The sequence below is a fragment of the Paraburkholderia oxyphila NBRC 105797 genome, assembly GCF_000685075.1.
Lineage (GTDB): Bacteria > Pseudomonadota > Gammaproteobacteria > Burkholderiales > Burkholderiaceae > Paraburkholderia > Paraburkholderia oxyphila.
Genome location: NZ_BAYD01000050.1, coordinates 34,345 through 54,176, shown reverse-complemented (window position 1 = coordinate 54,176; position 19,832 = coordinate 34,345). Strand labels below are relative to the sequence as shown.

Genomic DNA, 19,832 nt, shown 5'->3' with positions numbered 1-19,832 from the left:
GACAGGTGAAACAAACGGAACACGGTTGGCCGGGCGAGACCGACAGCTTCGGGGAGAACTGGTTGATACCGGTGGGCGGCACGCTCGGGTTGATCGTCGGAAATGGGCCGATCAGCGTGTTTGCGTTTGGTGTCTTCATGGGCCCGCTGCAGATGGCGTTCTGCTGGAGCCGCGCGTCGCTGGGTTTCGCGTCGGCGCTGTGCGCGCTGCTATCGGCACTGTCTCTTCCCTTCGTTGGCTTGCTGATGGACAAGTTCGGCGTGCGGCGCATCCAGGCGCTGGCGATCTGCCTGTTCGGCCTCAATGTCGCGCTGATTGGCCGGACCTCCACGCTGCCATGGTTCATCGCGCTCACGGCGTTGACAGGCGTGACGGGCGCCGCCCAGAGTCCGATCGGCTATGTGAAGTCGATCGCCAGTTACTTCGACCGGCGCCGCGGCTTGGCCATTGGCGTCGCGATGAGCGGCATCGGCCTGGGTACGGCGCTGATCCCGCAGTATGTTCAGTGGCTCATCGGCGCCTTCGGTTGGCGTGCAGGGTATCTGGGCCTCGGAGCGGCGATCGTGGTGGTGGCGTTGCCGGCCGTGGCGTTGCTGCTGCGGGAACCGCGCGTCAGCCATCAACGCGGCTCGGGCTCGCTCGGCCCCGGGCTGGGTCTTCGCGAGGCCGTTGCGCTTCGCTCATTCTGGTGCATTGCGATTGCCGTGCTGCTGGTCTCGACGGCTGTCAACGGCGCCCTCGTTCATGTGGTCCCGTTGCTCGTCGATTCAGGCTGGACGCCGGGCTCGGCGGCGCGCGTCCTGGCGGCCGCCGGCGCCGCGGGGCTGGCCGGAAGATTGCTGGCGGGCTACCTGATGGATCGGGTGTTCGCGGCCTATGTCGCCTCGACCTTCTTCGCGCTCGCCATCGCCGGTCTCTATCTGCTCGGAAGCCATGCCAATCCGGTGCTGGGCATGGTGGCGATCGGACTCGCCGCGGGTGCGGAAGTCGACATGGTGGGCTTTTTCGTTTCGCGCTATTTCGGCCTGAAGCGCTTCGGGCAGATGTATGGCGTGTTCTTTTCCATCTTTACTGTCGGGGCCGGCCTCGGCCCGTGGCTGCTGGGGGTGACGTTTACGCGCTTCCATAGCTATGACACCGGTTTTGCCGGATGCGGCCTGGCGCTCGCCGTGGCCAGCGTTTGCATCCTGGCCGTGGGTCCCTATTCCTACGGTTTGCCCGGGGATGCCAGCGCGAGCACCGGTGCGGCATAACCCTGCAAGATCGAGGAGATCGTCATGGAGCGTTACACGTTTTGCACAGGCGGCCAGGACCACGCGTTCAGCCGTTCTGCACAAGTCATTCGGACGGATCTGATCGCCGTACCCGGCACCCTGACATTTTATGTCTCACAGACATAGGGATTCGATATGAGCGTTTCGATCACGGTAAATGGAAAACATCACGTTCTGAATGTGGCTTCAGATACGCCGCTGCTCTACGTGCTGCGTAACGACCTCCAGTTGAACGGCCCGAAGTTTGGCTGTGGCGAGGCGCAATGCGGGGCGTGCAGGGTACTGGTTGGCCACGATGCAACGTACTCCTGCGTATTTCCCGTCGGCGCAGTGGGCGCGGCTCGGGTGACAACGGTCGAAGGCCTGGGCCAGGGCAAGCCGCTGCACCTGTTGCAGGAGGCCTTTCTGGCCGAGCAGGCCGCGCAGTGCGGCTATTGCTCGAGTGGGATGTTGATCGCCGCGCAAGCCCTGCTGGAGCGCAATGCCGATCCCGACCCGGAGACGATACGGCGCGAGCTGGCCGGCCAGAAATGCCGGTGCGGGACGCACAATCGGATTGTCCGCGCGATCCAGCGCGCCGCGAAGGAGTTGCGCGCATGAATACGGTTCGTCTTTCCCGACGCGCGTTCGGCAAATTGGCTGGGGCGGTGCTCGTGACATTTTCGCTTGCGCCGCTGTCGGCGTTTGCTCAAGCGGCTTCGGACCTGCCCTTCGATCTTCGCGCCAATCGCAAGCTGGACGGCTGGATTCGCGTCGATGTCGAAGGCACGGTGACCATTTTCACGGGCAAGGCTGAGCTGGGGCAAGGCATTCTCACGGCGCTCGCCCAGATCGCTGCCGACGAACTCGACGTGGATATGGCACGCATCCACATGATATCGGCGGATACGTCCCGCAGCCCGAACGAGACTTATACGTACGGCAGCCAATCGATCGAGCAGGGCGGCGCGGCATTGCGTGCCGCTGCCGCCGAGGCGCGGGCCGTGCTGCTCGAAGCGGCTGCGCAGCGGCTCGGCGTGGCGGAGTCGGACCTACATGTCGAAAACGGTGTCATTCAGGCCGCCGACGGCCGGCGCACGACGTACGCGGACATCGTGAAGAACAATCCGGACCTGCTGACGCGCGAGGTGACGGCAGGCTTCACGCCGAAACGCCCGGCGGCGTACAAGTTCGTCGGTCAATCGGTGCCGCGCATCGACCTGCCCGCGAAGTTCACGGGCGGGGCGGCGTTCGTCCAGGACATGCGCCTGCCCAACATGCTGTTCGGCCGTATCGTGCGGCCCCCGCGCTATGGCGCGAAGCTCGTTTCGGTGAATGAAGACGCCGTCATGCGCTTGCCGGGCGTCGTCTCCGTGGTCCGCAATGGAGACTTCCTCGGTGTGATCGCCGAGCGGGAAGAGCAGGCAATCGCGGCGCGCAGTGCGTTGATCGAGGGGGCGAAATCGAGCGCCGATTTCGTCGCACTGCCGGATGTCGATCAGCTTCAAACGGCGCTGCTTCAATGGCGCAGCAGAGATAAAGTCATCAGCGAAGGCGGCCAGGATACGCCGGTGCCCGATTCCGCGCGGCACCTGGAGGCGAGCTACTCTCGCCCCTACCTGTCGCACGCGTCGATGGGCCCCTCGTGTTCCGTCGCCTTGCTCCAGAACGGACACATGACGGTCTGGTCCCACACGCAGGGCGCGTTTCCACTGCGCGGCGATCTCGCCACGGCGCTCGGCATGCCCGCGAGCGCTGTCGATGTCGTGCACGTTCCCGGCTCGGGCTGTTACGGGCATAACGGCGCCGACGATGTCGCGCTCGACGCGGCGCTGCTGGCGCGCGCAGCCGCGGGGCGTCCCGTCAAAGTCCAATGGATGCGCGACGACGAATTCGCGTGGTCGCCGATCAGCCCGGCGATGGTCATGCGCGTGAAAGCGGCCTTGTCGAGCGACGGCCGGATTACCGACTGGAACTATGACGTGTGGAGCAATTCGCACGCGCAGCGGCCGGGCCAACCCGGCGGCGTGAATCTGCTGGCTGCCTGGCATCTCGCCACGCCGTTCCAGCCGTCGCCAGCGCCGGACGTTCCGCAGCCCTATGGCAACGGCGATCGCAATGCGGTGCCGCTCTATGATTTGCCGCGCAGGAAGGTGACCAACCATCTGCTGCTGGACGCCCCTATCCGCAATAGCTCGCTGCGCTCGCTGGGCGCATTCGGCAATGTGTTTGCGATCGAGTCGTTCATGGACGAGCTGGCGCTCGCGGCAAACGCCGATCCCGTCGAATTCCGCTTGTCACACCTCAGCGATCCGCGTGCCATCGCCGTGATTCGGGAAGCGGCGAGCCGCTCCGGATGGCAGACCGGCGCGAAAGGCGACGGGCGGCGTGGACGGGGCTTCGCCTATGCACGGTACAAGAACATCGGGGCCTACGCCGCGATCGTCGTCGATGTACAGATCGAGCGCACCACGGGCGTTGTCAACGTCACGAACGTGACCGCAGCGATTGATGTGGGCCGCGTGATCAATCCCGACGGCGTGAAGAATCAGATCGAGGGGGGGATCATCCAGTCACTGAGCTGGACGCTCAAGGAACGTGTCACGTTCAGCCGGACCGAGATCACGACGCGCACGTGGCAGGACTATCCGATCCTGTCCTTTGCGGAGGTGCCGCCGATCGAAATCGGGCTGCTCGAACGGACCGAGGAAGCGTCGCTGGGCGCAGGCGAGTGCTCTATCGGTCCCACGGGCGCTGCGCTGGCCAATGCCGTGGCGAATGCGACGGGCGCCCGCATGCGCGATTTGCCTTTGTCGCCAGGAAAAATTCTGCAACGTCTGGTCTGACGCTTCGCCTGCACAGACGCGGGAGCACGCACGGGTGACGACAAGGTCATCCGGGAGGATATCGATCTTTATTAATAATAAGGTATGCGAATTAATGGCGTGATTAAAGCGATGCATAAGTAGTGATCTGTTTCTGAAATAACTATACAAAATAGATGGAGACGTGAAATGCGAATTGCAACTTTGTGCGCGGTTGGATTGGTCTCGGCGGTGGTGGCGGGCGAAGCATTGGCGCAGAGCTCAGTGACTTTGTACGGGGCGCTGGACGTAGGGCTCTTCTATGCGACGAAATCTCCGGGAGGAAAAGGTCAGGATCTGCAACTGATGGATAGTGGTCTGTCGCCTTCCCGATTCGGGATCAAGGGGGATGAGGATATAGGCGGCGGCACGCACGTTGGCTTTGCGCTCGAAGACGGTTTCAGCGTGACTTCCGGGAAGTTTTCGAATTCGAACGGCAACCTGTTTGGCCGCCGCGCGTTCGTCGAGGTTGAAAACGACGACTATGGACGTCTCCGCGCGGGCTTGCAATTCTCGCCATTTGTGATTGCCGAGATCCGGTCTGATCCACGGTCCTCGTCGCCTTATGAAACGTCCTTTACGGGAAGCATGGCTGTTCCGTATATTCAGCTGATCAAGATCAATGGGCTGTTCGATAGCAACGCCATTACCTATCTCACGCCGACCATTGCGGGTCTGGATGCGCAATTCGAATATGCACCTGGTGGCGTGGCGGGCAGTTTCGACGCCGGTCGACGCCTGTCGGCGGCGCTCAACTATAACCACTATGGCGTGTCGGCGGACCTCGCATACTACGAAGCAAGAGATCCGGTGCTCAGCGAAGTGACAACAAGAGCCTGGACGGCTGGCGTGGGCTACACGCTCGGGTCCACGACATTGCGCGCCGCATTCAGTAACTTCAGAAACCCTTCAATCGACACTGCGCTGTCTAACGTGAGTGTCTACAGCATTGGCGGGCGCGCGAACCTGAGCCCATTCTGGGTGGTCAGCGCAGGCGTGTATGCATTATTCGACCGGAATGTAACGGCCAATAAGTCCTTGCTGTTTGGCGCCGGGGTCGAGTACAACCTCTCGATTCGAACGACGCTGTACGGTCAGGTCGCGGTTGTCAACAACAAGGGGAACATGGGTACCGGTCTGTCGATCACCTCGGGCGTGAGCGGGCTGCCGGCGGGAACCGCGACCGGCGTTGGTGTCGGGATCAGGCATTACTTTTAAAAGCGCGTGAGAGCTTATTCAAGGGCGAATGTGAACCAATAGCCGTGGAGCTTTCAGGCTCCTCGAAATGGGGAATGGAAATGATTAAAAATATCACGCTTCAGTCGATTGTTTGTGCGGTCTCTCTTTGGTCCTGTTTCGCCGCGGCGCAGACGATGCCCGATCAGGGATCGTCCGAGGCGAGCGTTTCCACGCGACGCCAATATGCCCATCCAAGCGCCGATGACAAAGCCCTGGCGAAACAGATACGTAAGCAACTTGTGCATACCAAAGGGATTGACGCGTCCGAAGTGATGGTGGGCGTGAAGGATGGTGCCGTGCTCCTGCGAGGCAGACTGGAAAATGCGGAGCAAAGATCGCGAGTCGAATCCGTGGTAAGGGCGGTGCCGGGAGTCAAATCCGTGGAGAACCAGTTGACGTTGCAGCAGACGAACTAAGTCGCGAGGCGGGCCACGCGGGGTTCAGCGTCGTGCGGTCCGCCTTGCTGATGCGTTTATCTGGCTTGTCAGGCCGCTGCGCGGGCGCGTGCGACTTCGCTGGCAGGCGCTTCGGCGTGCTCGCGAGTCAGCTTGAAGTCGAAGTCGATCAGCGCGAACTGGCCGTCGATGCCCAAGGCCGTGCCGTCGCCCGCGCCCTGGCGCTGCACTTCGGGCACGAGGCCGTCGCGCGTGGCGAAAGCGAAGTCGTCCCACAGATGCGGGTCGCCGTCGATGTTGATTTGCGTGGTGAGCGTGCGATGGCCGGGCGCGCGAACGAAGAAGTGGATATGCGCGGGGCGGTGGCCGTGGCGCCCGAGCGCGTCCAGCAACTGCTGAGTCTTGCCTGCGGGCGGCACGCTGTAGCCCACGGGCACGATGCTCTGGAAGCTGTAGCTGCCGTCGGCCCCGGTGCGGATCGAGGCACGCAGATGGAACGGCGGCTGCGAGGCGTCGAAGTGCGAGTAGTTGCCGAGATGATTCGCGTGCCACACCTCGACGAGCGCACCGGCAACCGGTGCGCCATCCTCGCCCAGCACGCGGCCGCGCATGAGCAGCGTTTCGCCGGGGCTCGTGCCGTTGTCGATGCGCGCGTGCCCGGCTGCTTCTGGCGCACCCGCCACGTAGAGCGGCCCTTCGATCGTGCGCGGCGTGCCGCCTTCGAGCCCGAGCTTCGCTTCGGCTTCATCGAGCCGTACGTCGAGAAAATGCTCGAAGCCGAGGCCCGCCGCAATGAGGCCCAGCTCCGGCCCCGCCGCGGCGAGATAGTTGAGGGCGGTCCAGAATTCGTCGGGCGTCACGTCGAAATCTTCGATCGTGTAGAACAGGTCGCGGACGATGCGATCGACGATCGATTTGGTCCGTGCCTGTGGCTCGCCCGTGGTGGGCGCGCTGATTTTGGCGAGCAGGGCGTCGATGGCCTGATGATTCATGATGTCGTCTCCTGATAGTGGGGGCTGGATCTGTAATCAGATCGATTTGAAAAGCGGGCTACGCGCGGCGGCCTGCGCGCCGTCCGCATGCGTGAGGAACTTCTCGGTATAGATGTCGCGTTCGAAAAGCTGGCCCTGCATGAGCGTGCGGATGGCGGCTTCGATCATCGGAGGCGGCCCGCACAAATACGCCTTGTGGCCGCGAAAATCGCCCGAAAAATGCGTTCGCGCCGCGTCGTGCACGTAGCCGCGAAAGCCGTCCCACGGCGAATCGGCGGGCTCGTCGGACAGCGCGGGCACGTAGCGGAAGTTCCGGTGGGCCTGCTCGAGCTCGCGGAAGAGGTCGTGGTAGTAGAGCTCGGCGCGGCTGCGCGCGCCGTAGAGCAGCGTGATCGTGCGCGACTCGCCTTGCGCGAGCAGGTCGAGCAGCATCGACTTGGGGCTAGAGAGCCCCGAGCCGCCCGCGATGAGGATGATGGGCTGCGGGTCGGAGCGGCGCACGAAGAAGCGGCCGAACGGGCCGGCGAAACGCAGCGCGTCGCCGGGCTTCAGTTGCTCGTGCAGATACGTCGTGCCTTTGCCGCCCGGCACGATGCGCACGTTGAGCTCGATGCGCGCGCTTGCGCCTTGCCCGCCCGGCTCTCCCGCGAGCGAAAACGCGCGTGGCACGCTTTCCCCCGGAATCTGCACGTTCACGTACTGGCCCGCCTGGAACTCGATGCCGGCGCCTTCGAGCTCCACGAAGATGCCCTTGATGGTCGGCGTGAGATCGACCACTTCAGCAACGCGTCCCACGTGATCGCGCACCGGGAAGTGGCGCGCATCGGGATCCTCGTCGATATCGGCCTCGATGGTCACGTCGGACTGCACGCGCGCGCAGCACGCGAGGCACTTGCCCTCGTCGCGCTCGAAGTCCATCAGCGCGAACGGCGAGGCCTCGCCGTGCTCCACGTCGCCGTCCACGACCTGGACCTTGCAGGTCGCGCACAGACCGTGGCAACACGCGTGCGGCAGCCAGACGCCCGCGCGCAGGCAGGCGTCGAGCATCGTCTGATCCTCTTCGATCTCGATGGTCTGGCCGATGGGCTCGATGGTCAATTGATAGCTCATGATGCTCAGCTCCTTCTGGTGGACCGGCGGCTAGCTGCACGAGCCGCCGATGCCCGTGAGGCTCGGCGTGCGCAGACGCAGCACGGCCTTGTGGCCGAGCCCGTTTTCAGCGAGGCTCGCGTCGAAGTCGGGCGCGAAGCGCTCGCTGCCGCGATACCACTCGATCGACTCGGCACGCACCGAGGGCCAGTCGGGATGCGCGCTGTACATCGCGGGAATGACGTCGCGCGCGAGCGCGGCGAAGGGCATCGACGGCTGCACGGCGATGCAGTGCGGCGCGCAGAACATCAGGTGATCGTCCCAGCCCACATACAGCAATTGCTTGCCGTGGAAATTCTCGACGCGGTCGCGCATGGGTCCCGCGTAGTCTTCGTGCAATGCGATTACGGCCATGATCTGTCTCCTTCGATAGTCGCCGCTTTGGTGCGGCTCGATGCGGCTTTGCATGCCTTCAGGCGGCCCGTGCGGATGGCGTGGCTTCGTCCGTCGCGGTCTCGCCGCCGTGTGCGGGCTTGCCGGTCCAGCGGCGCCAGTTCGCGCAGTCTGGCGAGTCGTCGAACTCGTGGCCGTCCGCGCCCGGCGCGATGTGGTAGTAGCGCAGCACTTCGCGCATCGGGTCGAAGTCGCTGGCCGTGGGGTCCACGTCGGGTTCGAAGCAGTTGCCCTGGTGGATCTGGTGCACGGGCAGCCACGCCTGCACGTACTTCTGCGGCTCGTTGTCGAAGATGTCCTTGCAGCCGTCCGAGCAGAAGTGGAACTTGTTGCCGAGGTAGTCGCTCTCGCGGTAGCAGGTCCTGGTCGGATCGTCGGGCTCGGTGAAGGCCATCGGAATCTGGCAGATCTGGCACAGCATCGGCAGCGAGTTGTTGTAGAAGCGCCTGCCTTCCTGCTGCTCGCGGCGCCAGTGTTCGTAACGCGGCCGGTAAAGCTGGTTGAACGTGCGCGGATACTTCTGCGCGAGCCAGTCCATTTCGTCGTCGGAGGGAATCCACGTATGGATGGCCGCCGCGTGCGTGTAGTTGTAGAAGATGCCCCACGCCTGGTGCGAGAGGCGGTCCTTCTCCTTGGCCGCCACATCGTGATACTTCGGCAGGCGGATGCCGTAGCGTTCGAGGTCGTGGAACAGCGCGCCGCCGTTCTGCTCGAAGTAGGTCTCCCACGCCTCCTGCCAGGACATGATGCGCTTGGGCAGCATGTAGTCCATCATCATTGCGACGAGCGTGAGCAGGCGATAGCCGCGCCAGAACCACTTGTCGATCCACTTCTGGATGATGGGCACATTGCCGGGGTCCTGTTCGAGCAGGAACTTCACGACTTCGAGGCCGAGCGTCATGTGCCGCGATTCGTCCGATTGCGCCGAGAAGCCAAACGTGACCGTCGCCATGTCGCCATTGAACGCCGCCCCCGACATGAACGGCATGAAGAGCAGATTGGTGAGCACATATTCGAATGAGAACGAGATGGCGGTGACGAACTCGAACGGCCCGGCGCTCATGGCGTCTTCGAAATACGACTTCGGCACCGAGAGGTACCACACGCGATCGTGCATGTGCTTGAAGTCGTGAAAGCCGTTGAAGTACTTGTTGTACTGGCTGATGGTGTGCACCTGGGTCTGCGCGTGGCGCAACTCGTCGATCGCCTGCATCTGGCAGGCGATGCGCGCGCCCGCGCCGCGGAAGTTGCGGCCCGCGAGCGCGAAGCCGCGGTGCGCCGCGTATTCGAGCGGGCTCACGCCCGTCAGGAACAGCTTGAGCGCGTTGATATAGCGCGCGTCGGTGACGTTGAACTGGCCGTTGTTCTGCTGGAACGCGTCGATGATCGCGTAGAGCTTGCGCTCCTTTTCGCCCTGATACTTCCAGTAGGCGTCCATCGTGAGGCGGAACGGGTCTTCCCAGCGGTCCCAGTCGTGCACCTTGATGCCTTCGAAGCGGTCATAGGGGAAGATCGCGTCCATCGGCTGGTAGGTGGTTTCCCAGGCAAGGCCGCGCGTGAGCAGCGCATAGTTTTCCTTGATGCTGAGTTTCTTAGGCATGCTTACAGTATTGGTGGCATTGGTCATGTTCGTGCTCCTCTTTCCTTCTCTCAGTTATTCCACGCGAGGATGAATTCGTCGTCGGTTTCGTCGATGTTGCCGGAGAGCGAGATCAGGTTCAGCTGCAGCTCGCGCAGGTCGAACGCGCGGCCGATGCGCGCCTCGATGGACTCGCGCCGGATCACGAGCCGCCCCTGCGCATCGATCTTGACCATCGCGGGCATGGCGTTCACGACCGCATGCGGGTTGTCTTCGGCGATGGCCTCGATGATCGGGCGCGAATCGTCGTTGGTCTGGAAGGCGATAAAGACGGTGTCAGACATGGCCGGCCTCCGTGGCGAGGGCTTCGGCGCGGGCCGTGTCGGCCTGAGCCAGAGCGTCGATGCCGAGCTTCGTCATGCGCGCCGCGAAAGCGGCATCGACTTCGGCGAGGGCTGCATCGCCTTGCGTAGCCCCCAGTGTTTCGCGCGCTATCGGCCGCAACGCTTCGAGCGTGCGCTCGCGCCAGCGCGCGATCCATTGCGCGAGTCGCTGGGCGTTCTCGGGCGACTCCGAAGCGGCGGTCTTGAGCGTGGCGTCCACCCACCGCACCGTTTCGTCGAACCAGCCGATGGCGAACTCGTTGAGCATGCCGAGGCCGGCGCCGCACTGCGCCGAGAGATGGGCGTCCGCGTGACGGTAGACGAGCGGATAGAGCAGGCCGTCGAGCACGGCGTTTTGCGCGACGAAGGTCTCGAACCAGTCCCGCACGACCATCAGGTCCTCCACGAGCCGGCGCAGCGGCTGCCACACTGGATCGTTTAGCCAGCGTGCCTTGCCTTGCTCCAGCGAGGTGCCCTGGTTGCCGTCGAGCAGCAGGCCCACGCGCGAGAGGTATTGCGCGAGGCCGAGACGGTCCATGCTGTGATACATGGTGGCCTGGGTGATGGCCGTGCCCCAGCCGTAGGCCGTGACATAGCAGTTGTTTGTGTTCGCCGCCCACTCGACATGGCGCAGCGGCACCATCAGCGCGGCAATCGCCTGCTTCTGTTCGTCGGGCAATCCGCTCAGCAACGCGCGGCGCGTGACGAACTCGATGTTCTTTTCCATCATCTCCTGCTGGCGCGAGCGCGCGATCGTGTAGGCGCCGTAGTAGTACTGGCGCGGGTCCTTGAACGCGTACCAGTCGCTCATGCGGATTGCCGTGCGGCGCGTGTCGTAGAGCTCGAACTCGGGCTGCCAGAGCGGGCGATAGTGGAAGTTCGCCTCGGGCTGCAGATCCAGCGTGGCCTCCTGATAGCGTGACGCGGGCTTGTCGGCGCCCAGGCGCCGCGCGACGTGCGAGAACGTCTGGCGTATCGGCTGCACCGCCGTGGTCTTGATATCGATTTGCATCGTGTGCTCCTCCGTGTAGTTGGGTGTTGGGCTCAACGCCTGGTGATCACGCTTATTGCGCTCATTGCGAAATGCCAGGCAGTCCGTAGCGCCACTTGAGTTCTTCCGCATCGAGCGCGGCGCCGTCTTCGCCGCTCAGATGTTCGACTTCATGCGTACGGCAGAAGGCGCGATAGTCGGCTTCGCGCATGACGAGTTCCACGCAGATGCGCGGGTCGCCGATCGAAAAGTCGAACGCCACGAAGCCGTCCGCACGGTGCTCCCGCAAGCGCACGTAGCGCTGCGAGACATCGAACGGCCGCCCAAGCGGTGTTTGCGTTTCGCTCACGGCTTGTCTCCTTGAGTATGTGTGCGCGGCTGCGCTGCATGTTTTCGTCTGGCGGACCGCGTGTGGCTCTCTATACGCAATGAGCGGGCCAGTGCGGCGCGCGAGTGCCGCGCGGTGTCGTGCGATTCCTGAAAAACGCTTTTGCTTCAAGGCTCTGGCGTGAACAGACGCGCGAACGCCAATGCAACGCGTGAGCGAGCCGCGATTTGCGATTCGATGAAGTGATCGAAACTGGCGGAGGCGGGCGGCAATTCGGTTGATCAAACGAGCATCGGGAATAACCCGGACGCTCGAGCACGACGCAGCGCGCGCGGATGCCGCTGCACGTGACGAATTGATCCATTCGCGACGCATCGCCGAGGCAGGGTGTTGCTCATTTGAGCAATTGCGCCAGCGACGTGACGCCCGCGGGATTTCGTCTGACGTAGGCGCAAGCGCGCGCGGCGCCTTGCTGGGCGGGCGTCTGGCGCGGATCGCCCGGCGCTGGCCGCTTGCAGCCACTGCCGGGACGCGATTGGCACGGTGATTGCCTTATAGGGTGTGCCGGCGAGGTTCAGTGCAAAACATCAAGCACTGTGTCAGGCGCGAAGGAGACGAAGATGGACGGGACAAGGCAGTCGCTGCGGGCCATGGCCGACAAATGGCTGGCACTGCGGGCGGACACGCTGGTCGAGGTGACGCGCTACGCGCATGGGCGCCAGGGTGAACACGCGAATGGGCGCGGAAACAAGCGGCGCTGTGTCTATATTCGCGCCCTTGGCATGGCGAGCGAGGTGGGGCTCTTCTTCTTTCGCCATGACGACGGCGCGTGGTACATCTTCCCGCCGAGCGACGTGAGCCCCGTTGTGCGGATTTTCGGCGAGGCGGCCTGATCCCGGCGCCGCCGGGTTTCGCCCCGCACCCATGTGCATCGCCGCATTCAAACCCGCAATCCGCGGCTCTTCAACCGGTACACGAGCTGGGCGCGCGTGATCCCCAGCGTGCGGGCCGCCGCGGAGAGATTGCCGTCGGCCTGGCGCACGGCGCTCTTGAGCAGCGCGGATTCTATGTCGTCGAGCGAAGTCGGCTCCACGTCGCCGCCGAGCCCCATGAGCAGGCTGTTGACCTTGCGGCTCACGCGGTCCACCTCGGTGCCGGCCTGGCTTTCCATCTGGGCGAGCAGCGAGCCGGAAGGCGAGAGCGCACCGCTCGTATCGAGGCCGAACAGTGAGGACTCGAGGGTCTCCCCGCTAATGAACAGATGCCCGACGTCGATCGCGCCGCCCTCGGGCGCGAGGATCACGCCCCGCTCGACGATGTTCTCCATCTCGCGAATATTGCCCGGCCAGCCATAGCTGAGCAGCGCATCGATCGCGCGGCTCGTGAAGCCCGTGACGGGCCGCCCATGCAATTCGCGGTACTTGTGCAGCATGTGATTGAGCAGGACGGGCAGATCCTCGCGCCGCTCGCGCAGCGAAGGCACGCGAATCGGGAACACGTTCAGACGGAAATAGAGATCTTCGCGAAAGCGCCCGGCGCGTATCTCGTCCTTGAGATCGAGATTGGTCGCGGCCACCACGCGCACGTCGACACGGCGCGTTTGCGTGTCGCCCACGCGCTCGATCTCGCCTTCCTGCAGCGCGCGCAGCAGCTTGCCCTGGGCGGTCGGGCTCAGAATGCCGATCTCGTCGAGAAAGAGTGTGCCGCCATGCGCCCGCTCGAAGCGGCCCGGGCGGCTCTGCGTGGCGTCCGTGAAGCCGCCTTTCTCCACGCCGAAGAGCTCCGACTCGACCAGTGCCTCGGGTATCGCCGCACAGTTCACGGCCACGAAAGGCCCATCGTTGCGGCGGCTGATCCGGTGCAGTGTGCGTGCGCACACTTCCTTGCCCACGCCGCTTTCGCCGAGAAAGAGCACCGTGGCCTTGGTGTCGGCCACGCGCCGGATCATGTGGCAGACCGCGTTGAAGCCGGGCGACGCGCCCACCATGTTGCTGTCGCCGAACGCAGTGGGCGTCGGGCGCTGGCCGAGATCGGCCACGCCGCCGCGCCGCGCGCTGCCGGCGGAAAGCCCCTGGGTGAACGACTGCGCCTGCAGGAAGCGCAGGTCGTTGGCGGCTTCGTCGCCCCATTCCTCGATCGGCTTGCCGATGATGCGGCAGTGCGGCTGCCCGAGGCCCCGGCATTCGACCTCGCGGTAGAGAATCGGCCGCCCCATGAAGACGCTCGTGTAGCCGCAGGCGTAGCCGATCTGCGTCCAGCAGACCGGCTCCACGCCGATGCCGTAAATGCGCACGTGCTCTTCGTCCTCGGAGCAGTTCTTCCAGATGAATTCGCCGTGATAGAGGCCTTTTTCGACGTCGATTTCGACATGCACGGGCTCGACCGCCGTGAGCCCCTCGAGCATGTGCAACTGCGGGCCCACGGAGAACATGTCCATGATGCTGTTGTCGGGGCGCACGCGCCGCGCGAGCTCCGCGTCGCGCGCGCCCGAGTTGTAGCCCATGCGCGTGAGCAGGCCCCGCGCGGTGTCGATGCCGAGGCTTTCAATCAGCTCACGCCGCAGCGTGCCGATCGACTCCGTGTGCAGCAGCACCATGCGCTGGTCGTCGAGCCAGATGCGTCCGTCACCGGGCGAAAAACGCAGCCGCGACATCAGGTCCGCGATATCGGGGTAACGCACGCTATCCACGCGCGCGCCCTTGGGCGTGACCAGCTTCATCGGGTCGCCCTGAGCGTGTGCTCTTTTCTCTGTATCCACCATGCCGTCTCGCTCTCCCATGCCATGACGTATGCGCGCATTCCCTTTGCATAGTGCACTGCCTCGGTGGCGCCTTGTCTTTACGGATATTCCCCGATGCTGTTTTGAGCGACTCGAAATCGCGAAAATCGCGTGAAATTCGCTCATTTCGACACATCCGGCCTGGGGCGGCCTGGTTCGCCTGCCGGTTTGCCATGCCGGGGAATATCGATGTGTCAAACGCTCGTTTTGCCGGTGCGGCGTTCGTTGTTAGATTGCAGGCTGAGTCGCGCTTACGCGAGCTCCGGATAGCCGAGCGCGCGGGCCTCGTCGGCGCATTGCTGGATGGCAGCGTAATCGGCGCTCGCAAGGCGCACGAAGCCGCGCAGGCGCAGCGCCTTGGCGCGCGCCGCATCGGCGGCGCAGGCAAGGTCGAGCGCGTCGCGCAGGCGTGTTGCGTCCCCGGCGGGCAGCGCACGCGAAGCGACGAAGGGCAGGCCGGGTGCGAGCGCCGTCGCGCCGATCGTGCGCACGTCGCGCAGCAGCTCGGGCAGGGCGTCGCGCACGTAGGCGAGCGTCACGCAGTCGATCGCGGCCACGTCGGCCACGCCCGCGCCGAGCGCGCGCAAGGCGTTCAGATGCGAGCCTACCCACGCGACCGAGGAGAAGAAGCGGCCCTCTCGCGCATAGGGCGCCACGGCGTGACGCAGCGCATTCATGCCGCTGTGCGAATCGCGGCCGTTGCAGGCGGCGCGCAAGCCGCGGCAGGCGGCGAGCGTGACGGCGCCCTGCGATGCGGCGCGCGCCGAGACGACGAGCGTGCTGCGGTAATGCGCGCCTTCGCAGCCTTCAGCATCGAAGGCCGGCGTTGCAAGCAGTTGCACGGCGTCCGCGAGGCCGAGCATGCGATACGGGAAGCCGCAGGTCTGCGAGAGCAGCAGATCGGGGCGGCGCCAAAGCGCGAGCAGGTCGTCGCCGGGCGCGTTGAGCACGGCCACGTCGCGCGGGCCACCTGCCTGCGCAAAGGTTTCGAGGGCGTCCTGCATCAGGGCGCGCCAAAGCGCGCCGTGGTGCGGCGTCACGTTGTACATCGGCAGGGCGGCGATCCAGTGGCTCATCGTGCAAGTGTAGGCAAATACGGGCCGCTGCGCCGGCCAATGAATTGAATCAGGCAAACCATGGCTGAATATATCGACGCGGAGCATGCGCGGGACGTCGCCGTGCTCGAGGCGAGTCTGACCGCTCGCACCGAATGGCCGACGTGGCTGCTGATCGCCGGCGTCTATGGCGGCTGGGCCGCCACCGTGCTGCTCGTGCGCGCCCACACGCTCTCGCTGGGCGCCGCCACGCCGCTCCTCGTCGTGCTGTGCACCTTGCACATGTCGATGCAGCACGAGCTGCTGCATGGCCATCCCACGCGATTCGCAGCCCTGAATAAATGGCTGGGCTATCCGCCGCTCGCGATCTGGTTCCCCTACACGCTCTATCGCGACACCCATCTCGAACATCATCGCGACGAGGCGCTCACGCTGCCCGGGCTCGATCCCGAAAGCAACTACGTGCCCGCCGCGCGCTGGCGCCGCTGGCCGGCATGGCGCCGGGCCTTGTGGCACGCGCGCAAGCGCTTCGTCGGCAGGATGGTGGTGGGGCCGCCCATGAGCGCCGCCGCCGTGCTCGCGGCGGCATGGCGCGCGCTGCGCGAGCGCGACCGCCGCTACGCGCCGATGTGGCTGGCGCATCTGCTGTGCGTTGCCGCATTGCTCGCGGCGCTCGACCGGTGGGCGAGCGTGCCCTGGTGGTACTACCTGCTCGCCGTGAGCTGGCCCGCGCTGTCGCTCGCGACCATCCGCTCGCTCTACGAGCATCGCGCGGCGCCCGATCCGAAGGCGCGCATCGTCATCAACGAGGCGGGCTTCGTCATGCGGCTCCTGTTCCTCAACAACAACTATCACCTCGTGCACCACGACTTGCCCTCGCTCGCCTGGTATTGCCTGCCCGGCGCGTACCGGCTGCGCCGCGACGCCTATGCGGTCAAAAGCGGGCATTTCGTGATTCGCGGCGGCTACCGCGAGCTGTTGCGCCTCTACGCGTGGCGCGCCACGGATGCGCCGGTTCATCCGTACTGGCCACGCGCGAGCGCGAGTGGGGCGGCGGCCCAGCGGCCCGCCGCGCAACGGCCCGCGGCCGGGTGAGCGAAAGCGCCGCGCGAGTCGTCGGCCGATCGCGAAATGCAGCGCATAATGGCACAGGGCTTTGCTCACCGAAGCGCTGGCGGCCACCGCTTTCTTTTCAGTCCGCTTGCACGAGGCGAGGGAGCGCCTCGACGCGGGGTAGTGCGCCGATCCGCACGGGCCGAGGAGAGGGCATATGGCGACGAAGCAAACAAGAAGCCACGAGCAGGCGGCGCCCAAGCCGATCGCGCTGGCTTTGCAGGGCGGCGGGATGCACGGCGCGTTTACGTGGGGCGTGCTCGACCGGCTGCTCGAAGACGGCAGGCTCTCGATCCAGGGCGTCAGTGCGACCAGCGCCGGGGCCATGAACGGCGCCGTGCTCGCGTACGGGCTGCTCAAGGGCGGCGAGGAAGGCGCGCGGCAGGCGCTGCACGACTTCTGGCACGCGATCTCGCAGTCTGCCGAGCGCTATAACCCGCTGCGCTGGGTGCCGTGGCTCAAGGGCACGCACAGCTTCGGGCTCGACCATTCGCCGCTCTATGCGGTTGCGGACATGATGCTGCGCGTGTTCTCGCCGTACCAGTTCAATCCGCACAACCTCAATCCCTTGCGCGAAGTGCTCGAAAGCCAGGTCGACTTTGCCGCGCTGCGCAAGGCGTGCCCGATCCCGCTCTACGTGTGCGCGACCAACGTGGAGACCGGCAAGATCCGACTGTTCACGGGCGAGGATGTCTGCGCCGACGCCGTGCTCGCGTCCGCATGCGTGCCGACGCTGTTCCAGGCGGTCATGATCGACGGCGAGCACTACTGGGACGGCGGCTACATGGGCAATCCGGCCATCTACCCGCTGATCTACCATGGCACGACGCGCGATGTGGTCATCGTCCATATCAACCCGCTCGTGCGCCGCGGCGTGCCCGTCACGGCCGCCGAGATCCTCAACCGCGTCAGCGAGATCAGTTTCAATTCCTCGCTGATGCGCGAAATGCGCGCGATCGCGTTCGTCACGGAGCTGATCCAGCAAGGCAAGGTCGACCGCGACGAGATGAAGGAGATGCTGATTCACTCGATCCGCTCGGACGCCGCGATGTGCGCGCTCAGCGTGTCGAGCAAGTACAACGCCGACTGGAGCTTCCTTTGCGAACTGCGTGACAACGGGCGGCGCGAAGCCGATGCGTGGCTGATGCAGCACTACGTGAATATCGGCCAGCGTTCGAGCATCGACATCCGCAGGGAGTTTCTCTGAGCATCGCGGCGGCGGCCGGCGTGGCCGGGCCGCGCGGAAAGGAGCAGGGATGAACGGGACGCAGGCACGTTTCGTCTCGCTGTGGTCGCGCAACGGCGGCACGCGCGCCGAGGCGGTCTATGCCGATCTTGCGCAATGCTATGGCGAGCCGGTACGCCACTATCACACGTTGCGTCACGTACGCCGCTGCCTGCGCGATTTCGATCTGGCGCGCGGCGCGATTCCCCATCCCGATGTCGTGGAGCTTGCGCTGTGGTGCCACGACGTCATTTACGTGCCGGGCGCGCGGGACAACGAGCAACGCAGCGCGGACTGGTTCCGTCACTGGGCCGGCGACGGGATCGCGGCGCGCGAGCGCATTGGCGCGATCATCCTCACGACCCGCCATACCGGCGTGCCGGACGAGCTCGACGAGCGCTACGCGTGCGACATCGACCTGGCGACGCTGGGGGCGCCGCGCAGCCGGTTCCGCGAGAACGGCGCGCGCTTGCGTGCCGAGCGCCCGGATCTCGACGATCTCGCGTACGACCAGCAGGAACGGCGGATTCTGGGCGGCTGGCTTGCGCGGCCGCGCATTTACCAGACCGATTTCTTTTATGCGCGCTGCGAAGAGCGCGCGAGACAGAACCTGGCGTGGCGGCTCGGCTTGCAGGCGCCGCCGTAGCGGCGCAGCGTCTGGTGCGCTGGCTGGACGGGGCGCACGCCACGTCCCGATGCTCGCACCGTCAGCCAGCCGCCGCGCGTTGTACGGAGCCGAGTCCGGCGAGCCGCCACATGCCCACGATCTGCAGCGGCAGCCCTGCGAACAGCATGACAAAACCGGCCCAATGTTGATCGACGAGCGGCGGGACATTCCACTGGCAGATCACGTTCAGGTACGGCATATAGAGCACGTTTTGCGAGAACATCCACACGACCGCGACTGCCATCATCGGCATCGTTCCGAGGAGCACGAACAAGCCCGCCTGCCAGTCGTGGCGGATGGCGCGCAGGCAGCGGAATAGCTGGCACCAGAACAGCAATCCGCTGCAAAGCTCGGCAATGCCAAGCGGCGCGCTGAACAACGCGTTGACGAGTGCCGGTTCGAATATGCCTGGCAGGCTCACCATCACGGACAGCAGCACAAAGACGGACGCCGCCACCCACGGGTCCAGCAGCCAGCCTGCGAGGCCCCGCGCCGCGGCCGGCGCCGGCACGCCGCGCCAGCTCGCCCATGTCGAAGCCGGCACGCTGGCGAGCAGGAGCGGCGGAACCCAGAGGTTGAGCACCATGAGCGCCGCAGTGTAGCTGGCCATCGACGACAACGGATTGCGCAGGCTTGACGCGGCGGCGCCGATCAGGACGCCGGCTGCGACGCCGCTCAGCGCATGCCAGGCAGACCAGCGCCGCAGCACGGCGGCCGACACGCTGGTGACGGCGATCGTTGCGGATGCAACGAGCCAGAGCCATGGTGCGCTCGAGTTCCAGCTGCCGCTCATTCAGTCCACCCGCTCTGCTGGCGCACGACGTGCCGGATGTCACCGGCCATCGCAGCGGGGTCGCCCAGTTGCCCATATCCGTAGCGCAGCCTCAACCGGCCTTGCGGATCGACGAGGGTGACGACCGACGTGTGGTCGATATAGCGGCCGTCCTCGGCCCGCCGCCATGTGATGCCCCAGTCCGCAGCCGCCTGGGCGACTTCCGCTGGCGGGCCACTCAGGCCCACGATAGCGGGGGAAAACTGTGCGAGGTAGTCGCGCAGGCGAGCCGGGGAATCGTGCTGCGGATCGAGCGTGACGAACACGATGGCCACATGGCTTGCCGCGGCGCCGAGCCTGTCCATGACGTGCAGCAGCGCGGCAAGCGTCGAGGGGCAGACATCGGGGCACCGGGTATAGCCGAAGTAGACGAGCACGGCCTTGCCGCGCATCGCGTTCCATGAAAACGCGCCACCTTGAACGGATTGCAGTGCGAGCGGCGGCGCCGCGATCTGCGCCACCCGCGTTCCCGCATACGTGTCATGGCGCCCGAGTACCGCGTATCCATACAGCGCGAGGGCAAGCAGGATGCAGGTGAGCGCCGCTCTCGACAGCGAACGGCAAAGCGCGGAGTCGCGACTTTCGCTCACCATCC

Annotated in this window: 20 protein-coding genes; 9 read left to right on the top strand and 11 right to left on the bottom strand. The window is 65.2% G+C overall.

Annotation, left to right across the window (positions count from 1 at the left end):
- Positions 1-5 precede the first annotated feature (5 nt).
- The 5 genes from BO1_RS52950 to BO1_RS56525 all read left to right on the top strand — a co-directional run bounded on the left by BO1_RS52950 (position 6) and on the right by BO1_RS56525 (position 5,772).
- Positions 6-1,253, top strand: a complete 1,248-nt coding sequence (locus tag BO1_RS52950) for an MFS transporter (protein ID WP_052409611.1) — start codon at positions 6-8, stop codon at positions 1,251-1,253.
- Positions 1,254-1,409: 156 nt separating this feature from the next.
- Positions 1,410-1,874, top strand: coding sequence for a (2Fe-2S)-binding protein (locus BO1_RS27540; protein WP_028220313.1), 465 nt, complete (start codon positions 1,410-1,412; stop codon positions 1,872-1,874).
- Entirely contained in the window at positions 1,871-4,099 is a 2,229-nt protein-coding gene (locus tag BO1_RS27535) for a xanthine dehydrogenase family protein molybdopterin-binding subunit (RefSeq protein WP_028220312.1), read from the top strand. Before BO1_RS27540 ends, BO1_RS27535 begins: the two co-directional genes overlap by 4 nt.
- A gap of 168 nt (positions 4,100-4,267) precedes the next feature.
- The gene (locus BO1_RS27530) at positions 4,268-5,335 is read left to right on the top strand and encodes a porin (protein ID WP_028220311.1); all 1,068 of its coding nucleotides are present in this window, start codon (positions 4,268-4,270) and stop codon (positions 5,333-5,335) included.
- Positions 5,336-5,409: 74 nt separating this feature from the next.
- On the top strand, positions 5,410-5,772 hold the full coding sequence (locus BO1_RS56525; protein ID WP_028220310.1) for a BON domain-containing protein: 363 nt from the start codon (positions 5,410-5,412) through the stop codon (positions 5,770-5,772).
- 68 nt (positions 5,773-5,840) lie between these two features.
- Here BO1_RS56525 and catA read toward each other — a convergent pair whose 3' ends face one another.
- The 7 genes from catA to BO1_RS61345 all read right to left on the bottom strand — a co-directional run bounded on the left by catA (position 5,841) and on the right by BO1_RS61345 (position 11,587).
- Entirely contained in the window at positions 5,841-6,743 is a 903-nt protein-coding gene (catA, locus tag BO1_RS27520; RefSeq protein WP_028220309.1) for a catechol 1,2-dioxygenase, read from the bottom strand.
- A 36-nt stretch (positions 6,744-6,779) separates the two neighbouring features.
- Positions 6,780-7,853 carry an NADH:ubiquinone reductase (Na(+)-transporting) subunit F gene (locus tag BO1_RS27515; protein ID WP_028220308.1) on the bottom strand — a complete coding sequence of 358 codons (1,074 nt, stop codon included), beginning with the start codon at positions 7,851-7,853 and terminating at the stop codon, positions 6,780-6,782.
- A gap of 30 nt (positions 7,854-7,883) precedes the next feature.
- The gene (locus tag BO1_RS27510; protein WP_028220307.1) at positions 7,884-8,246 is read right to left on the bottom strand and encodes a phenol hydroxylase subunit P4; all 363 of its coding nucleotides are present in this window, start codon (positions 8,244-8,246) and stop codon (positions 7,884-7,886) included.
- Positions 8,247-8,304: 58 nt separating this feature from the next.
- Positions 8,305-9,885, bottom strand: a complete 1,581-nt coding sequence (locus BO1_RS27505; protein WP_245643912.1) for an aromatic/alkene/methane monooxygenase hydroxylase/oxygenase subunit alpha — start codon at positions 9,883-9,885, stop codon at positions 8,305-8,307.
- Positions 9,886-9,935: 50 nt separating this feature from the next.
- Positions 9,936-10,208 carry an MmoB/DmpM family protein gene (locus tag BO1_RS27500; RefSeq protein ID WP_028220305.1) on the bottom strand — a complete coding sequence of 91 codons (273 nt, stop codon included), beginning with the start codon at positions 10,206-10,208 and terminating at the stop codon, positions 9,936-9,938.
- Complete coding sequence (locus BO1_RS52940) at positions 10,201-11,259, bottom strand: aromatic/alkene monooxygenase hydroxylase subunit beta (RefSeq protein ID WP_043286716.1); 1,059 nt, start codon at positions 11,257-11,259, stop codon at positions 10,201-10,203. The genes BO1_RS27500 and BO1_RS52940 overlap by 8 nt, the downstream gene beginning before the upstream one ends.
- Positions 11,260-11,320: 61 nt before the next feature.
- Entirely contained in the window at positions 11,321-11,587 is a 267-nt protein-coding gene (locus BO1_RS61345; RefSeq protein ID WP_028220304.1) for a phenol hydroxylase subunit, read from the bottom strand.
- A gap of 599 nt (positions 11,588-12,186) precedes the next feature.
- On the opposite strand from BO1_RS61345, the gene BO1_RS27485 reads away from it, so the two are divergent.
- Complete coding sequence (locus BO1_RS27485; protein ID WP_028220303.1) at positions 12,187-12,459, top strand: hypothetical protein; 273 nt, start codon at positions 12,187-12,189, stop codon at positions 12,457-12,459.
- Between the two features lie 47 nt (positions 12,460-12,506).
- Here the strand turns inward: BO1_RS27485 and BO1_RS27480 are convergent, their stop codons facing one another.
- Together BO1_RS27480 and BO1_RS27475 are read right to left on the bottom strand one after the other, a co-directional pair.
- Entirely contained in the window at positions 12,507-14,285 is a 1,779-nt protein-coding gene (locus BO1_RS27480) for a sigma-54-dependent Fis family transcriptional regulator (protein WP_043286713.1), read from the bottom strand.
- Between the two features lie 311 nt (positions 14,286-14,596).
- Positions 14,597-15,421: a phosphate/phosphite/phosphonate ABC transporter substrate-binding protein gene (locus tag BO1_RS27475; RefSeq protein ID WP_028220301.1), complete on the bottom strand. Its 825-nt coding sequence runs from the start codon at positions 15,419-15,421 to the stop codon at positions 14,597-14,599.
- A gap of 60 nt (positions 15,422-15,481) precedes the next feature.
- On the opposite strand from BO1_RS27475, the gene BO1_RS27470 reads away from it, so the two are divergent.
- The 3 genes from BO1_RS27470 (at position 15,482) to BO1_RS27460 (ending at position 18,384) form a co-directional block, all read left to right on the top strand.
- A complete protein-coding gene (locus BO1_RS27470) occupies positions 15,482-16,495 on the top strand; it encodes a fatty acid desaturase (RefSeq protein WP_028220300.1) in 1,014 nt (337 codons plus the stop codon).
- Between the two features lie 175 nt (positions 16,496-16,670).
- Positions 16,671-17,720, top strand: a complete 1,050-nt coding sequence (locus tag BO1_RS27465; RefSeq protein ID WP_028220299.1) for a patatin-like phospholipase family protein — start codon at positions 16,671-16,673, stop codon at positions 17,718-17,720.
- 49 nt (positions 17,721-17,769) lie between these two features.
- Complete coding sequence (locus BO1_RS27460) at positions 17,770-18,384, top strand: HD domain-containing protein (protein ID WP_028220298.1); 615 nt, start codon at positions 17,770-17,772, stop codon at positions 18,382-18,384.
- 61 nt (positions 18,385-18,445) lie between these two features.
- Here the strand turns inward: BO1_RS27460 and BO1_RS52935 are convergent, their stop codons facing one another.
- Together BO1_RS52935 and BO1_RS52930 are read right to left on the bottom strand one after the other, a co-directional pair.
- The gene (locus tag BO1_RS52935; protein WP_043286709.1) at positions 18,446-19,198 is read right to left on the bottom strand and encodes a cytochrome c oxidase assembly protein; all 753 of its coding nucleotides are present in this window, start codon (positions 19,196-19,198) and stop codon (positions 18,446-18,448) included.
- The gene (locus BO1_RS52930) at positions 19,195-19,827 is read right to left on the bottom strand and encodes an SCO family protein (protein ID WP_167338395.1); all 633 of its coding nucleotides are present in this window, start codon (positions 19,825-19,827) and stop codon (positions 19,195-19,197) included. Before BO1_RS52930 ends, BO1_RS52935 begins: the two co-directional genes overlap by 4 nt.
- Positions 19,828-19,832: the final 5 nt, after the last annotated feature.

Excerpts from the sequence above, each read along its gene's own strand:
- BO1_RS27540 (WP_028220313.1), top strand. The coding sequence starts at position 1,410 with ATGAGCGTTTCGATCACGGTAAATGGAAAACATCACGTTCTGAATGTG.
- BO1_RS27535 (WP_028220312.1), top strand. The coding sequence starts at position 1,871 with ATGAATACGGTTCGTCTTTCCCGACGCGCGTTCGGCAAATTGGCTGGG.
- BO1_RS27530 (WP_028220311.1), top strand. The coding sequence starts at position 4,268 with ATGCGAATTGCAACTTTGTGCGCGGTTGGATTGGTCTCGGCGGTGGTG.
- BO1_RS56525 (WP_028220310.1), top strand. The coding sequence starts at position 5,410 with ATGGAAATGATTAAAAATATCACGCTTCAGTCGATTGTTTGTGCGGTC.
- catA (WP_028220309.1), bottom strand. The coding sequence starts at position 6,743 with ATGAATCATCAGGCCATCGACGCCCTGCTCGCCAAAATCAGCGCGCCC.
- BO1_RS27515 (WP_028220308.1), bottom strand. The coding sequence starts at position 7,853 with ATGAGCTATCAATTGACCATCGAGCCCATCGGCCAGACCATCGAGATC.
- BO1_RS27510 (WP_028220307.1), bottom strand. The coding sequence starts at position 8,246 with ATGGCCGTAATCGCATTGCACGAAGACTACGCGGGACCCATGCGCGAC.
- BO1_RS27505 (WP_245643912.1), bottom strand. The coding sequence starts at position 9,885 with ATGCCTAAGAAACTCAGCATCAAGGAAAACTATGCGCTGCTCACGCGC.
- BO1_RS27500 (WP_028220305.1), bottom strand. The coding sequence starts at position 10,208 with ATGTCTGACACCGTCTTTATCGCCTTCCAGACCAACGACGATTCGCGC.
- BO1_RS52940 (WP_043286716.1), bottom strand. The coding sequence starts at position 11,259 with ATGCAAATCGATATCAAGACCACGGCGGTGCAGCCGATACGCCAGACG.
- BO1_RS27485 (WP_028220303.1), top strand. The coding sequence starts at position 12,187 with ATGGACGGGACAAGGCAGTCGCTGCGGGCCATGGCCGACAAATGGCTG.
- BO1_RS27480 (WP_043286713.1), bottom strand. The coding sequence starts at position 14,285 with ATGAAGCTGGTCACGCCCAAGGGCGCGCGCGTGGATAGCGTGCGTTAC.
- BO1_RS27475 (WP_028220301.1), bottom strand. The coding sequence starts at position 15,421 with ATGAGCCACTGGATCGCCGCCCTGCCGATGTACAACGTGACGCCGCAC.
- BO1_RS27470 (WP_028220300.1), top strand. The coding sequence starts at position 15,482 with ATGGCTGAATATATCGACGCGGAGCATGCGCGGGACGTCGCCGTGCTC.
- BO1_RS27465 (WP_028220299.1), top strand. The coding sequence starts at position 16,671 with ATGGCGACGAAGCAAACAAGAAGCCACGAGCAGGCGGCGCCCAAGCCG.
- BO1_RS27460 (WP_028220298.1), top strand. The coding sequence starts at position 17,770 with ATGAACGGGACGCAGGCACGTTTCGTCTCGCTGTGGTCGCGCAACGGC.
- BO1_RS52935 (WP_043286709.1), bottom strand. The coding sequence starts at position 19,198 with ATGAGCGGCAGCTGGAACTCGAGCGCACCATGGCTCTGGCTCGTTGCA.